This window comes from Streptomyces sp. NPDC016309, from assembly GCF_043077235.1.
Taxonomy (GTDB): Bacteria; Actinomycetota; Actinomycetes; order Streptomycetales; family Streptomycetaceae; genus Streptomyces.
The window spans coordinates 42,403-56,667 of the sequence record NZ_JBIBSG010000008.1 but is presented as its reverse complement, the minus strand read 5'-3'; the positions used below and the strand labels follow the sequence as shown (position 1 = coordinate 56,667).

8 protein-coding genes are annotated in these 14,265 nt (G+C 72.7%); 3 read left to right on the top strand and 5 right to left on the bottom strand.

All coding sequences use genetic code 11. The features are described from left to right. Positions 1-38 precede the first annotated feature (38 nt). Entirely contained in the window at positions 39-383 is a 345-nt protein-coding gene (locus tag ACF068_RS20840; protein ID WP_392275757.1) for a hypothetical protein, read from the top strand. A 343-nt stretch (positions 384-726) separates the two neighbouring features. On the opposite strand, the gene ACF068_RS20835 is transcribed toward ACF068_RS20840, so the two are convergent. Further along, complete coding sequence (locus ACF068_RS20835; protein ID WP_392275756.1) at positions 727-1,686, bottom strand: hypothetical protein; 960 nt, start codon at positions 1,684-1,686, stop codon at positions 727-729. Further along, a complete protein-coding gene (locus tag ACF068_RS20830; protein WP_392275755.1) occupies positions 1,683-5,135 on the bottom strand; it encodes a DNA polymerase III subunit alpha in 3,453 nt (1,150 codons plus the stop codon). The genes ACF068_RS20835 and ACF068_RS20830 overlap by 4 nt, the downstream gene beginning before the upstream one ends. Before the next feature lie 152 nt (positions 5,136-5,287). On the opposite strand from ACF068_RS20830, the gene ACF068_RS20825 reads away from it, so the two are divergent. Next, positions 5,288-6,322 (top strand): DUF3533 domain-containing protein, encoded by a 1,035-nt coding sequence (locus ACF068_RS20825; RefSeq protein ID WP_392275754.1) that lies wholly within the window; start codon positions 5,288-5,290, stop codon positions 6,320-6,322. A 120-nt stretch (positions 6,323-6,442) separates the two neighbouring features. Here the strand turns inward: ACF068_RS20825 and ACF068_RS20820 are convergent, their stop codons facing one another. Then, positions 6,443-7,528: a S1 family peptidase gene (locus ACF068_RS20820; protein WP_392275753.1), complete on the bottom strand. Its 1,086-nt coding sequence runs from the start codon at positions 7,526-7,528 to the stop codon at positions 6,443-6,445. A 286-nt stretch (positions 7,529-7,814) separates the two neighbouring features. On the opposite strand from ACF068_RS20820, the gene ACF068_RS20815 reads away from it, so the two are divergent. Further along, positions 7,815-8,687, top strand: coding sequence for an alpha/beta fold hydrolase (locus ACF068_RS20815; protein WP_392275752.1), 873 nt, complete (start codon positions 7,815-7,817; stop codon positions 8,685-8,687). A gap of 258 nt (positions 8,688-8,945) precedes the next feature. Here the strand turns inward: ACF068_RS20815 and fxsT are convergent, their stop codons facing one another. Both fxsT and ACF068_RS20805 read right to left on the bottom strand, forming a co-directional pair. Beyond that, the gene (fxsT, locus tag ACF068_RS20810; protein WP_392275751.1) at positions 8,946-12,878 is read right to left on the bottom strand and encodes an FxSxx-COOH system tetratricopeptide repeat protein; all 3,933 of its coding nucleotides are present in this window, start codon (positions 12,876-12,878) and stop codon (positions 8,946-8,948) included. Beyond that, positions 12,862-14,193, bottom strand: a complete 1,332-nt coding sequence (locus tag ACF068_RS20805; RefSeq protein ID WP_392275750.1) for a TIR-like protein FxsC — start codon at positions 14,191-14,193, stop codon at positions 12,862-12,864. Before ACF068_RS20805 ends, fxsT begins: the two co-directional genes overlap by 17 nt. Positions 14,194-14,265: the final 72 nt, after the last annotated feature.

The window sequence follows — 14,265 nt, the reverse complement described above, 5'->3', positions numbered from 1 at the left end:
TAAAGATTGCAGCCACGGCGACTCGCAGTGGAGTCCTCTTGCGGCTGACTGCGGTACAGAAGCAGTTGATTTGCGAGACGCTGATGTTCCACGCGGATCGTCCGGATGGGGACAGCCCTTCGATTGTGCGCCTCGGTGTCGATCGCGCAAGCGCTGCACGGATAATGAAGAAGGCCGCTGGGGCAGATTCAGAGTTCCAGCTCAATGAGATTCACGTGCTGTTTGCGGCATTGGTTTCCGCTCCAGTATTGATGCCCTCCGAAGAGGTGTTCTATGAAAGAATCGGCTTCTTCAGAGAGCAGGCATTTGCGTTGGCCGGCGGGTTGGTGAGTGCCATCGGGGCAACGCCTAGCTGGACCGGAGAGCCTTCGGGAAGCGATTAACCAGAGGCTCTACCTTCATACAGTTCCGTGAATCCGCCCGGGGCCCGTGAGCCCACGCAATCAGAAACGTGAAGCCCCGTCAGCATGTCCTGGCGGGGCAGCGCGTTGTGCGGCAGTAGTTGCCGGCAACGCCTTCGCGGACCTCGTACTCCGGTACGGATTCGAGCACCGAGTGCCCGGTCACGGTCACGGAGGACATCGGCGTTTACTGCCGGTCACCTATCGCCGGCACTGTTTCCCTTTGGTGCGGGACGCGGGTCGGTGGTGGTGTGGACACCACCGCGGCCGGGCGGTCGTCCGCTTGGGGCCGCTCCGCGTACCGGCACCGCCGTTCGTTCGGCCGTCAGGCCGCCAGCGAGCCCGGGACGATCGCGCCCGGTCCGAACTTCGCGCGGGCCCGGTCCGCCACCGCCTCGATCCGCCGCGCCTTGTCGTCCCCCGGGTCGAGGGAGAGCTGGTGCGCGGCCTTCTCGGCGGGCATCAGGCCCTCGGCGCGCAGCCCGACGGCCCGTACCCGGGCGCGCTGGAGCCCGAGCGCGCCGTGCATCGCGTACGCGGCGGCGGTGAGCGCGGCCGTGTGGGCGGTCGGTTCGCCCAGGGTGCGGGTCCGGGTGGTGGCCGTCCGGTCGGCGTACCGCACGGTCAGCGTCAGCGAGCGGCACACCTGCTCCTCGCCCCGCATCCGCGCGCCCAGCTCCCCGGCGAGGGACAGCAGGGCGCGCCGGTGCCGGTCCTGGTCCAGCTCGTCGCGGTCGAAGGCCCGTTCGGCGGCGACCGACCGGGACGCGGCGTTGGGGACGACCGCCGTACGGTCGGTGCCCCGCGCCCGCTCCCACAGCTCGCGGCCCGCCCGCGCGCCCACGATCCGCTGGAGGACGGCGAGCGGCGCGGCGGCGACCCGCCCGACGGAGTCGAGCCCGTAGGAGCAGAGCGTGCGGGCGGTGGCGGGGCCGACGCCGTACAGCGCGGCGACCGGCTTGTCCCGCAGGAACGCCTCCGCGTCCTCGACCACCAGGGTCGTCCCGGGCGCCGCGTCCCGGGCGGCCATGCGGGCCAGCATCGGGTTGGGGCCCGCTCCGATGGCGCAGTCCACGCCGTACAGGGCGAGTGCCCTGACCCGGATCACGGCGGCCAGTCCGGCGGGGCCGCGCCCGAAGTACCGTACGGCGCCGCGCACGTCGGCGAGCGCGGCGTCGGGCGGGGCCGCCTCCACGACGGGGGTGAACTGGCCGAGCATTCCGACCAGTTGCGGGAGCAGGGCCTCGTCCATCGGCTCCAGCCGGAATCGTACGTAGAGGATCATCCCGCGCTCCCCTGGCTCTGGTGCCACAGCTTCCTGGGCACTGCCGTTCCCTCACCCGCCGGGCGCAGGTCCGCCCAGGGGTTCATCTCGTAGCCGGTGGGCATGGTGATGCGCCGGCCGCTGTCGGAGGACCGCGGGGCGCCGCCCGGCGCCGGCTCCGCCAGCCGCGCCGCCACCGCGTCCAGGCCGCCCTCGCGCCGGAGTTCCACCAGTTCGGCGAGGTCCCAGGCGGCCGAGGCGACGACGCTGTAGCTGCGCGGGCCGCGGCGCTGGACCACCCCGCGCACCAGCAGCAGCCAGGAGTGGAAGACGGTGTGGGCGCACCGCTCGTGGCTGTCGTCGAAGAAGGCCAGGTCGACCAGGCCGGTCCCGTCGTCGAGCGTGGTGAAGATGACCCGCTTGCCGGACCGGATGGGCGGGGTCTGGGTGGCCGCCTTGGCTCCCGCCACCAGCACGGTCTGTCCGTTGCGGGCGGCCCGGAGCCGCTGGGCGGAGACCACGCCGAGCTCGGCGAGGAAGGCGTGGTGGTCGGTCATCAGGTTGCGCGAGGCGTCCATGGACAGCACGCCCAGCTCGGCGCTGAGGCGTTCGGCCTCGTTGAGGTCCGGCAGTCCGATGGGGGCGGAGGCCCGGCCGCCGGCGAGCGGGAGCTGGTCGCCGTACGAGCCGGCGCCCCGCTGGGCGCGGTGGAGTTCGGCGAGGTGCAGCAGCAGGTCTCGCCGGTTGCCGCCGAACGCGTCGAGCGCGCCGACCTGGGCGAGCCGTTCGGCGACGGGGCGGCTGGGGCGGGCCCGTTCCCAGAAGTCCAGCAGGGAGGCGTAGGGCTGGCCGGCCTCGATCCGGGCGGCCTCGGCCTCGCTGATGCCGTGGACGTCGGAGAGGGCCAGCCGCAGTCCCCACTTCCCCAGCGAACCGGACACCAGTTCGATCCGGTGGGCGACCGCCGACCGGTTCACGTCCACCGGCAGCACCGGCACCCCGCGCCGCCGCGCGTCCGCCAGCAGCAGCCGCTTGGGGTACATGCCGGGGTCGTGGGTGAGCAACCCGGCGTAGAAGGCGGCCGGGTGGTGCGCCTTCAGCCACGCCGACTGGTACGTGGGGACGGCGAAGGCCACCGCGTGCGCCTTGCAGAAGCCGTAGCTGCCGAAGGCCTCGACGATCTCCCAGGTCCGCGCGACCACGTCGTCCCCGTACCCCTTCGCCCGCGCGTGCTGCGCGAACCAGGCCTTGATGCGGCCCTGCGACTCGGGGTCGGACAGGCCCCGCCGTACCGCGTCGGCCTCCTCCCGCCCGCAGCCGGTCATGATGTCGAGGATCTTGATGATCTGCTCGTGGAAGACGACCACGCCGTACGTCTCCCTCAGCGCGTCCTCCAGGTCGGGGTGCGGGTAGCGCACCGGCGCCCGGCCGTGCCGGGCCTCGATGAACGGCCGCACCATGTCGGCGGCGACCGGGCCGGGGCGGAAGAGGGAGATGTCCACGACCAGGTCGTGGAAGGTGGACGGCTGGAGCCGCCCGACCAGGTCGCGCTGGCCCGGCGACTCGATCTGGAAGCAGCCGAGCGTCTCGGCGGACTGGATCAGCCGGTACGTGGCGGGGTCGCCGGGCGGCACCTGCGCGGGGTCGTCGATGTCGAGGACCTCGCCGCTCGCCCGTTCGAGCTCGGCGACCGCGTGCGCCATCGCCGACTGCATCCGCACCCCGAGGACGTCGAGCTTGAGCAGCCCCAGCTCCTCCACGTCGTCCTTGTCGAACTGGGACATGGGGAAGTTCTCGCCGCTGGTCGGCACCACCGGCGTACGCAGCGGCAGCGAGGAGTCCGAGAGCAGCACCCCGCACGGGTGCATGGCGACGCCGCGCGGCAGCGCGTCCAGCGCCTCGACCAGCTCCCAGAGCCTGCCGTACCTGTCCTTCTCCCCCGCGAGCGCGCGCAGCTCGGGCAGTTCCTCCAGCGCGGCGCGGGCGTCCCGGGCGCGGACGTGCGGGAAGGCCTTGGCGATCCGGTCGATCTCGGCCGGGTCCATGGACAGGGCGGCGCCCACGTCCCGCACGGCGTGGCGCACCCGGTACGTCTCGGGCATGGCGACGGCGGCCACGCGCTCGGGCCCGAAGCGGCCGAGGATCGCGCGGTAGACCTCCAGGCGGCGGGCGGACTCCACGTCGATGTCGATGTCGGGCAGCACCGGCCGGCGCACCGACAGGAAGCGTTCCATCAGCAGCCCCTGCTCGACGGGGTCGGCGTGGGCGATGCCGAGGAGGTGGTTGACCAGGGACCCGGCGCCGGAGCCGCGGGCGGCGACGCGGATGCCCATGGCGCGGGTGTCGTCGACGACCTGGGCGACGGTGAGGAAGTACGAGGCGAAGCCGAGCCGCTCGATGGTGCGCAGCTCGTCCTCCAGCCGGCTCCAGTACGCCCGCTTCCGGTCGTGGCCGCGCAGCACCATGCCGGCGGCGCAGCGGGAGCGCAGCACCCGCTCGGCGGTGCGCCGGCCGGCGCCGACCAGGTGGGCCTCGGGGAAGTGGACGCTGCCGATGCCCAGGTCGTCCTCGGGGTCGACCAGGCACGCGGCGGCGGTCTCCTCGGTCATGGCGAGGAGCCGGTGCGCGGTGTCGCGGCGGAACCCGGCGGCCTCGGCGACGCGCTCGGCGGTGGCCGCCATCGCGGCGGGGTCCTTGAGCCAGCGTTCACCGCTGTCGAGCCCTTTGCGGGGGTCGATGGGCACCAGGCGGCGGGCCGCGTCGAGGACGTCGGCGACCGGCCCCTGGCCGGGGTCGGCGTACCGCACGGCGTTGGTCAGCACGGCGCGTACGCCCTGCTCGGCGGCGAAGCCCAGGGTGCGGGCGGCGTGCCGCATCGAGCCGGGGCCGGTGCCGGTGCGGCCGTGGTGGACGACCTCCAGCCGCAGGGCGTCGCCGTGGGCGTCCCGCCAGGGGGCGAGGAGCCGGGCGGCGCGGTCGGGGCGTCCGGCGGCGAGGGCGCGGCCGACCCCGGAGTCGGGGCCGAGGAGCACGGTCACCCCGTCCCCGTGGTTCTCCGCCCAGGGGAGCAGCGGGGAGCCCTCGGCCGTGTGCGCGGCGCTGATCAGCCGGCACAGGGTGGCCCAGCCCTGCCGGGAGCGGGCCAGGTAGACCGCGCGGGGCGCGGACTCGTCGACGAAGGCGCCGCCGCGCACGGGGGTGCGGCGCCGCTCGGTGATCCCGGTGCCGGCGCCCGGGGCGGTCTCGCGCACCGGGTCGTCGACGGCGAGGTCGGTGCCGAAGAGCGGCCGGACGCCCTCCTTGGCGCAGGCCGCGGCGAAGCGGACCGCACCGGCGACGGTGTCGCGGTCGGTCAGGGCGACGGCGTCCATGCCGCGCTCGGCGGCGCGCGCCGCCAGCCGCTCCGGGTGTGAGGCCCCATAGCGCAGGGAGAAGCCCGAAACGGTGTGCAGATGCGTGAACCCTGGCACCCGCACCTCCTGGATCAATCCGGTCTCACCTCCCCCACATCCACCATAGACCAGTTTCGAACATTCGTACGACGAGCGGGGCGGCGGAGCCGGAATCCGCCATTCGGCCCGCCCCACCTGCGCGAACGGGGCGGGCCCCGGAGCGTGGGGACATGAAGCTCGCCGCCGAAGTCAAGAACGCCGTCACGCCCCGCGCCGCGTTGCTGGTGATCGGTGTGCTCGCCCTCCAGCTCCTGTTCATCGCCTCCTACGTGGGCGCGCTGCACGACCCGAAGCCCAAGGACGTGCCCTTCGGCGTGGTGGCACCGGGGGCGGCCGCCGACCAGGCCGCCGCACGGCTGGCGCGGCTTCCCGGCGACCCGCTCGACCCCCGCGTGCTCACCGACCGGGAGGAGGCGCGGCGGCAGATCATGGAGCGGGAGATCGACGGCGCCCTGGTCGTCCACCCGGCGGGCACGACCGACACCCTGCTGGTCGCCTCCGGCGGCGGGACCGTCCTCTCCACCACCCTGGACGCGATCATCACGGCGGTCGAGAAGCCGCAGCGCCGTACGGTGCGGACGGTGGACGTGGCTCCCGCCTCCCCCGAGGACTTCGACGGGCTGTCCGCGTTCTACCTGGCGGTGGGGTGGTGCGTGGGCGGCTACCTGCTCGCCTCGATCCTGGCGATCAGCGCGGGCTCCCGGCCCGCCAACCCGCAGCGCGCCGTCATCCGGCTGGCCGTCCTGGCGCTCTCCGCGCTCCTCGGCGGCATCGGCGGCGCGGTGATCGTCGGCCCGGTCCTCGGCGCCCTGCCCGGCAGCGTCCTCGCCCTGTGGGGCCTGGGCACCCTGGTGGTCTTCGCGGTCGGCGCGGTCACGCTGGCGCTCCAGGCGCTCACCGGCATCGTGGGCATCGGGCTTGCGGTGCTGCTCATCGTGATCGCGGGCAACCCGAGCGCGGGCGGGGCCTTCCCCGGCCCGATGCTGCCCGACTTCTGGCGGACGATCGGCCCGGCCCTGCCGCCGGGCGCGGGCACCTGGGCGGCCCGCTCGATCGCGTACTTCAAGGGCAACGCGATCTCCGGCGCGATGCAGGTCCTCGCGATCTGGGCGGTCATCGGCACCGTGCTCACCCTGGTGATGTCCGCGGTCCGCCGACGGGACGGGCGGGAGGACGGCAAAGCGGTCGGCGCGGACCCCGTGTGAGGCGAGGGCCCCGGGACGGGCAGGGTACACAGGACGGGGCGAGGGTCCAGGACATGGCAAGGGCCCCGGGCCGCCGGCTGTCGCCGGGGTCCGGGGCCCTGTCGTGCGGTACGCCCGATGTCAGCCGATCTGCGCGCCGAGGGTGCTCAGCGCCTCCGTCACGGGCTGGAAGAACGTCTCACCGCCCGAGGCGCAGTCACCGCTGCCGCCCGAGGTGAGCCCGACCGCGGCGTCGCCCGAGAAGAGCGAGCCGCCGCTGTCGCCGGGCTCGGCGCAGACGTTGGTCTGGATGAGACCCTCGACGACCTGGCCACTGCCGTAGTTCACGGTGGCGTTCAGGCCGGTGACCTCGCCCTGGTGGACCTGGGTGGTCGAGCCGCTGCGGGTCACCTTCATCCCGACGGTCGCCTCGGCCGCCTTGGTGATCGCCTGCGCGCTCCCGTCGTAGAGGTTCACCTCGCTCGGGTGCGCGGTGTCACCGGCGTACTTGACCAGCGCGAAGTCGTTGCCGGGGAACTGCGAGTCGACCATGGTGCCGATCGCCGCCCCGCCCCGCGCGTCCGACCACTCGCTGCCCGACTCGCCGCAGTGGCCGGCCGTGATGAAGTGCGGCGCCCCGTCCTTGACCACGTTGAACCCGAGCGAGCAGCGCCCGCCGCCGGAGTGGATGGCGTCGCCGCCCGCGAGGAACGGTGTGAACTCCCCGGCCGTGCGCTTCAGTTCGGCCCTGGAGCCGAGGCCCTTCACGACCTGGTCGAGCTTCTTCCAGTCGGCGCCCTTGACCGTGCGGTCGGCCGTGACGACGACCTTGTTGCTCACCGGGTCGACGGCCCAGGACGTGCCGGGTATCGTCGCGCGGCTCTTCAGCGTCTGCCGGGCGCTCGTCAGCTCGGCCAGCGTGTGCTCGACGAGTCTCGCCCTGCCGCCGGCCTCGCGCACGGACCGGGCCGCGGCCTCGTCCACCACGTTGACGACCAGGGCCTTGGCCTCGGCGTCGTAGTACGCGCCCGCCGCGTCACCGCCGAGCGTCCTGTCGAGCGCCGCGGCGAGGTTCCCCGCCGCGGGGGCCGACAGCGTCTTCACGGCGGGCCGCGGTGCGTCCTCGCTGGCGTTCGCAGTCTGGAAGGTGAGTCCGGCTCCGAGCAGAGCCGCAGCGGCTCCGCCGGCGATCGCCGCACGCCTCGTGGGTATGCGTCGGTGCTTCACAACGTCGACCTCTCCTGTGGGGGGCCGTGCCGGGACAAGTGGGGTGCCCTGACACGGAGGATGGTCAACTCACTATCCCGATACCGGCCGGTAGCACACAAGGCCGACTTCCAGACGCGCACGCGACCTTCACTCCGCGCCCCCGGCACACCCATCACTCCCGGCATCACGGCCGGTTCCGTTTGCGAACACCGAGCGTGTCACGACAGGCGACAAAGGCCCTCCGCACAGGCACCCTGATGGGGAATCATCAAAGGTTCCGGGGACGGAGAAGGAGGCGGGGGGCTTGCGACGTCGGGTGCGCGCGACGGACGGCCGGCATCTGATGGTGGAACGCCTGGGGGACCCGCAGGGCCGTCCGGTCTTCCTGCTGCACGGCACGCCCGGCAGCAGACTGGGACCGGCCCCGCGGGGCATGGTGCTCTACCAGCGCGGCATGCAACTGATCGCGTACGACCGTCCCGGCTACGGCGGTTCGGACCGGCTGGCGGGGCGCAGCGTCGCGGACGTGGCCTCGGACGTGGCGGACATCGCGGACGCGCTCGGCCTGGAGCGGTTCGCGGTGGTGGGCCGCTCCGGCGGCGCCCCGCACGCGCTGGCCTGCGCGGCCCTGCTGCCGCACCGGGTGACCCGTACCGCCGCGCTGGTGACGCTGGCGCCCCGGGACGCGGACGGGCTGGACTGGTTCGAGGGCATGGCCGCGTCGAACGTCACGGAGTACACCCACGCGACCCTCGACCCCGACGGCGTCGCCGCCCGTCTCACCCCCCGCGCCGACGCGATCCGCCAGGACCCGGTCCGGCTCCTGGACGACCTGCGGCGGGAGCTGACCGCCTCGGACCGCCTGGTCGTCTCGGACGCGGGCGTACGGTCGATGCTGCTGCGCAACTACCAGGAGGCGCTGCGCACCTCGGCGTACGGCTGGATCGACGACGCGCTGGCCTTCTGCAGCCCCTGGGGCTTCGACCCGGCCGACATCCCCGGCGAGGTGCTGCTCTGGCACGGCGAGCAGGACGTCTTCTCACCGGTCGGCCACTCCCGCTGGCTCGCCGAACGCATCCCCGGCGCCACCGCCGTCCTCGAACCCGCCGCCGCCCACTTCGACGCCCTGCACGCCCTCCCCCGCGTCCTGACCTGGCTGCTGGACACGCGCGAGTGAGCCGAAGGGGCGCGGCGGGTGCCGAAAGGGAGAACGCGCGGAGGCCCCGAGGAACGAGGGGCCGAGCACGATCGACCGTCGGCACACGCTCGAGCGCCCCGGAGGCGAACCGAGCCCGGAAAAAGGGGCGAGCGAGCCGAAGGGGCGCGGCGGGTGCCGAAAGGGAGAACGCGCGGAGGCCCCGAGGGACGAGGGGCCGAGCACGATCGACCGTCGACACCGACTCAAGCGCCCCGGAGGCGAACCGAGCCGAGAAATTCAGACAGCCAGCGGCTCCAGGTCCCGGTGTACGCGGCGTTCGTCCCGTGCCAGGCGGGTCAGGGCGTGGTCGTCGCCCAGTTGGCGGGCGAGTTCGTCGCCGGTCTCGGTCCGGAGCAGGGCCGCCTCGTCCTTGCGGCCCAGCGCGCCCAGGGTGACCGCCAGGTTGGAGACGACGCCCAGCACTTCCGGGTGGTGGCTGCCCAGGACCTCGCGCAGGGCGCGCACGGTGCGCTGTTCGATCGCCAGGGCCTCGTCCAGCTCGCCCAGGTCGGCCTTGGCGTTGGCGAGGTTCACGGTGCAGAACAGGGCGTGCGGGTGCCGTTCGCCCAGGACCTCCCGCATGCCCCGGAGGGCGGCCTGGAGCAGTTGTTCGGCGTTCTCCGGCGCCCCGCAGCCCCACTGGTAGATGCCCAGGTTGTTGAGGGCCGCGAGGGTGTACGGGTGCCGCTCCCCCGGCACCTCGCGGTACTGGTCGACGACCTCCTGGGCCAGGTCCCGGGCGGCCACCGGCTCCCCGGCGGCGAACAGGTCCGCCGCCAGGTTCAGGTCGCAGGCCAGGGAGTCGGGGTGCGCGTACGTGTACTTGGCGCGGTACCGGTTGCGGGTGGCGGTGGTGAGCCGCCGCGCGTCCTCCAGTTTGCCCGCGCGCCGCAGCGACACGGCGAGGCTCTTGCCGGCGGCGAGGGTGCCGGGGAAGGTGCGGCCCAGGGTCTCCTTGTACCTGTCGTACGTGCGCGCCAGCAGCGTCACGGAGTCCTCGTACCGTCCGACCTCCCGCAGGTCGCGGGCGAGCGAGGTGGCCGAGGAGAGGGTGTAGGGGTGCTCGGGGCCGAGCACCTCGGTGCGCCGGTCGAAGACGTCCTGGTCGATCTCGCGGGCCCGGGAGTACTGGCCGACCATGCGCAGGTTGAGCGCCAGGTTGTTGGCGGCGGCCAGGGTGCGCGGGTGGGAGTCGTGGAAGATCTGGCTGAACCCCTCGTGCGCCTCGGTCGCCAGTTCCATGGCCCTGCCGTACTGGCCGAGGGCGCCCAGGTCCATGGCGAGGCTGGAGGTGGTCATGTACGTGTGAGGGTGGGAGCGGCCGAGGACGGCGCGCTGCCGCTCCAGGGTGACCTCGTCGAGCTCCCTGGCCTCCACGTACCGGCCCTGGGAGCGGAGGATGTTGGAGAGGTGGAAGCGCAGGTAGAGGTACTGGAGGTCGTCGTTGCCGAGCATGTCGCGCCAGGCGTTGCGCAGGTCCTCGGCGAGCGAGCCGGCGGTCTGCCAGTCGCCGCGCTTCCAGAGGTAGCGGACGCGGTCGATGAGCAGCCGGCGGGTCTCGGGTTCCTTGCAGTACCGGGCCTCGGAGGTGCCCAGGTGCGGCCAGATGGTGGCGAACCGGGGCCAGGTCTCGGGGTTGTCGATGGGTTCGTCGTCGTCCGGCCGGGCGCCGGCGAGGATGCGGTGGACGGCGTGGCGGGCTTCCCGCTGCTCCTGTTCGGAGAGCTGCGCCCGGATGACGGCCTGCACCAGCCGGTGCACCTGGATCGAGTTGGACACCTGGTCGACCTTGGCGAGGGCGAACCGGCCGATCTCGCGGATGACCCGGCCGAGGACCAGCTTCTCCTGGAGGGAGGCGTCGTAGGGCTTGAGCGCCTCGATCATCTCCTTGCTGTACAGGAGGTTGGCGTGGATCGGCTCGGGCGCGAAGAAGGCGCAGAGCTGGAGCAGCCGTACGGCGGCCGGTGAGCGTTCCTTGAGCCGTTCGATGGAGACGTTCCAGGTGGCGGCGACGGGTTCGGGGTAGCCGGCCGGCTGGTTGAGCGCCAGGGTGCGGGCGGCGGCTTCCTGGAGCTGTTCCAGGTAGGCGGCGACCGGGGTGGCCGTCTCCGCGATCCAGGCGGCGGCCTGTTCGACGGCGAGCGGCAGGTCCCCGACCGCTTCGGCGACCTTGTCTGCGTCCTCGGCGCCGAGGCCCTTGGCGCGGCGCCGGAGGTGTTCGACGGACTCCTCGCGCAGGAAGACGTCGACGGGCAGGGCGTCGCCGTACTGCGACCAGGTCTGGTTCCTGGAGGTCACCAGGATGTGCCCGCCGGTGGGGAAGAACCGCTTGAGCGCGTCGGGGTCGTCGGCGTTGTCGAAGACGAGGAGCCAGCGGTTGGTCGGCACGCCGCGGCGCAGCAGGTCGATGGCCTCCTGGGAGGCGGCGGCCATGTCGTCGCCGCCCTGGGCGCCGAGGCGGACGGCGAGTTCGGCGAGTCCGGCGATGACGTCGTCGGTCTGTTCGGCGGACATCCACCACACGAGGTCGTAGTCGGCCATGAAGCGGTGGACGTACTCCAGGGCGACCTGGGTCTTGCCGACGCCGCCGAGGCCGTAGAGGGTCTGCGGCTGGGGCAGGACGACGGCCATTCCTCCGCCGAGCTGGTCACGCATCCGTTCGAGGACGACGGAGCGGCCGGTGAAGCCGGGGTTGCGGGGCGGGGCGTTCCAGATCTTGGGCACGGTCCCGGGGAAGCGCGGTCCGGGGGGCACGCCCTCGTTGAGCTTGACCGGCCGGTCCAGGGCGCGCAGCAGGGCGCCGGTGGCGGTGACCTCGTCGAGGCGGAAGAGGTCGACGGGGTTGCGGTCGATGTACGGGGTGGTGAGCCGGACGTCGCCGACGCGCAGCGGCAGCAGGTGGCGCCGTCCGCCGCCGGGGTCCTCGGCGGCGGCGCGCTCCCACACCTCGACGGCGCGGGCCGATTTGAGGTAGGCGCTGGACAGCAGGACGACGGTGCGGGCGGCGTTCTCGGCGGCGTGGAGGGCGTCGGCGCCGCCGGTCGCCGGGTCGGCGGACACGTCGCGGGGGACGACGCGGAACCCGGCCCGGGTGAGGACGGACTCGATCCAGTCGGCCCACATGCGGTTCTCGGCGACGTACGACAGGAACAGGTCGGCGGGCAGGGCGGGGCGACGGCGGGTGAAGGCGTCGCGGATCCGCAGCCGTACCTCCTCGTCGACCGCCGGCATGGCGGTGACGTCCCCGTCGGTGACGACGGTGGTCAGCCGTTCGAAGGCGGAGAGCAGCGAGTTGGCGATGCCGGCGTCGTCGCCGAAGGTGGCGAGGGTCTCCTCGTAGGCGTAGTAGGGGCGGTACGGGATTTCGACGGCGCCCCAGTAGGAGGCGAGTTCCTCCCCGGCCATCCCGCTGGGGAAACCGTCGAACTTCAGCCGTGCCAGCGCCCGGCCCGCGTCGGCCTTCTCCTTCTCGCCCTCGTCGATCCGCATCGGTACGGGGAAGATGCGGATGCCCCGGCCGCCGTAGCGTTCGTCGATCTGGCGGGCGACGGCGGCGGCGCCGTCCATGGACTGGTCGCTGAGGGTGAAGCAGTCGACGAGGGCGTCCGGCAGGTGGACGGTGCAGATGTCGGCGATGTCGCTGAGGCCGGTGCGGCTGTCGATGAGGACGTAGTCGTAGTTGGCCTTCATGTCGTCGCGCAGCGCGTCGAAGAAGTGGCCGCCGCCGAGCCGGTCGTAGAAGTTGTCCCAGTCGAAGGTGGAGACGGTGGCGGAGTACTCGCGGTTCTGCTTGCCCGCGGAGACGAAGTCGAGGGTGCCGCCGTCGGGGAACTCCCAGCCGAGTGCCTCGGGGGTGAGGGAGACGGCGTGCGGCTGGATGCGGGCGTAGTCGCGGTGCCAGTCGTCGGGCCGCTGCACGGGGCTTGTGGCGGCCCAGGCGTACTCGGTGATCAGGTCGATGACGCCGGTGGTGGCGCCGAGGGTGGACGGGTCGAGGAAGGGGTGGAAGAAGCGGTGCAGGCCGGGGGCCTCCAGGTCCCAGTCGACGGCCAGGACCCGCTTGCCGTTCGCGGCGAGAATCCAGGCCGTGTTGGCCAGGGCCATCGTCCGTCCCGTACCACCCTTGTAGGAGTAGAAGGTGACGATGCGTCCGTCACGACTGGCTGTCATCCAGGTCCTCCGCATCGGGCGCGACGTGTGTCTCGGGTATGTAGTGCGTGGTGCCCAGTTCGCCCGCCATGGGGCCGCGCAGCCGGGGCCGTTCGGTGTGCCGGCCGCCCGCGGGCGGGTAGACGGCGGCGTGCCGCAGGTACTGCTGGGCGGCCGCCTCCACCACCTGGGGCAGGATCTGGCCGAAGGCCTCCATGCTGGGGACCCCCCGGGCGGCGGCGCGGCTGGCGGCGCGGCCCTGGCCCATCTTGATGGGCATGGTCTCCTCGAGCGTCCGGTTCAGTTCGGCGTCCACCGCCCGGCTCTGGTGGTCGGTCTGGTTGCGGGGGACGACGACGCTCACCCAGGGGCGGTGTTCGGCGTCGAAGGCGGCGAGCCGTTCGCGGCGTTCGTCGTCCTTCAGGGCCCAGCGGTCGAGGAGCAGGATCTCGGGGCTGCTGGGGGGCTGCTTGGCGTCGGGCGGGCCGGCGTCGTGGTCGAAGGACGTGACGGTGGCCTGGTAGTTGAGCGAGCGGACCAGGTCCTCGGTGACGTAGGCGAGCGGCCGGGCGGCGTCGGGGTGGTACGGGTTCCAGTCCAGCGGCATGTCGCCGTAGTAGTCGGGGTCCCGGCCGTCGGGGAGGTCGTGGCGGCTGGGGGCGGCGACGGTGACCCGCAGGGGCCGGGGGCCGCGGCCGGGGGCGCCGAAGGCGCTGGGTGCCGAGCGGTAGTCGACGGGTCTGCCGGGGCTGATGGCCGCGCTGTCGGCGACGGCGACGATGCGTTTGGCGAGTTCGTACACGGCCCGTTCGTACTCCTCGGCGAATATGCGGAGTTTGATCAGGCCGTAGAGTCCGTCGGTGACGTAGCGGTCGCCGAAGTCGCGGTGGTTGAACTGCAGTCGCTCGGCGGGTCCGGGGAGTTGTTCGGGCGGTACGGGTACCCACAGGGCGGGCACGATCGCCTCGGCGGGCTTGTTGTGCTTGGCGTGGTGGTAGATCGCCCGGGTGGCGAACGCGTACCACTCCTTGCCGCACATCTCGCTGGCGAAGTAGCGGGGTGAGAACAGGGGGACGAAGACCCGGCAGGTGGCCAGGACTTCCCCCAGCCGTTCCGACCAGCCCTCGCCGGAGCGGATCTCCCGGTCCATGAATCCGGCGGGGGATCCGGCGGGAAGATCCGTCATGGCCATCACATGGCCGCACAGATCGCGGAAGAGCCGCTCGACCCACATGTCGGGATCGGGGCCACCGGATCCGTACCTCGGCGTGTGGGCGTAACTCAAGAAGAAGTACGGCCGATGGTCCGCCGCTCGCGCTTGCGGTGACGCCTGCACACGACCCCCGTCCTATGTGATCACTCGCATCCGGGATGAGAAGGATACGAGCTGATTAATCATTCCGGAGCA

Bases quoted from the DNA above. Each gene is read 5' to 3' on its own strand.
- ACF068_RS20835 (WP_392275756.1), bottom strand. From the start codon at position 1,686: ATGATCCTCTACGTACGATTCCGGCTGGAGCCGATGGACGAGGCCCTG.
- ACF068_RS20825 (WP_392275754.1), top strand. From the start codon at position 5,288: ATGAAGCTCGCCGCCGAAGTCAAGAACGCCGTCACGCCCCGCGCCGCG.
- fxsT (WP_392275751.1), bottom strand. From the start codon at position 12,878: ATGACAGCCAGTCGTGACGGACGCATCGTCACCTTCTACTCCTACAAG.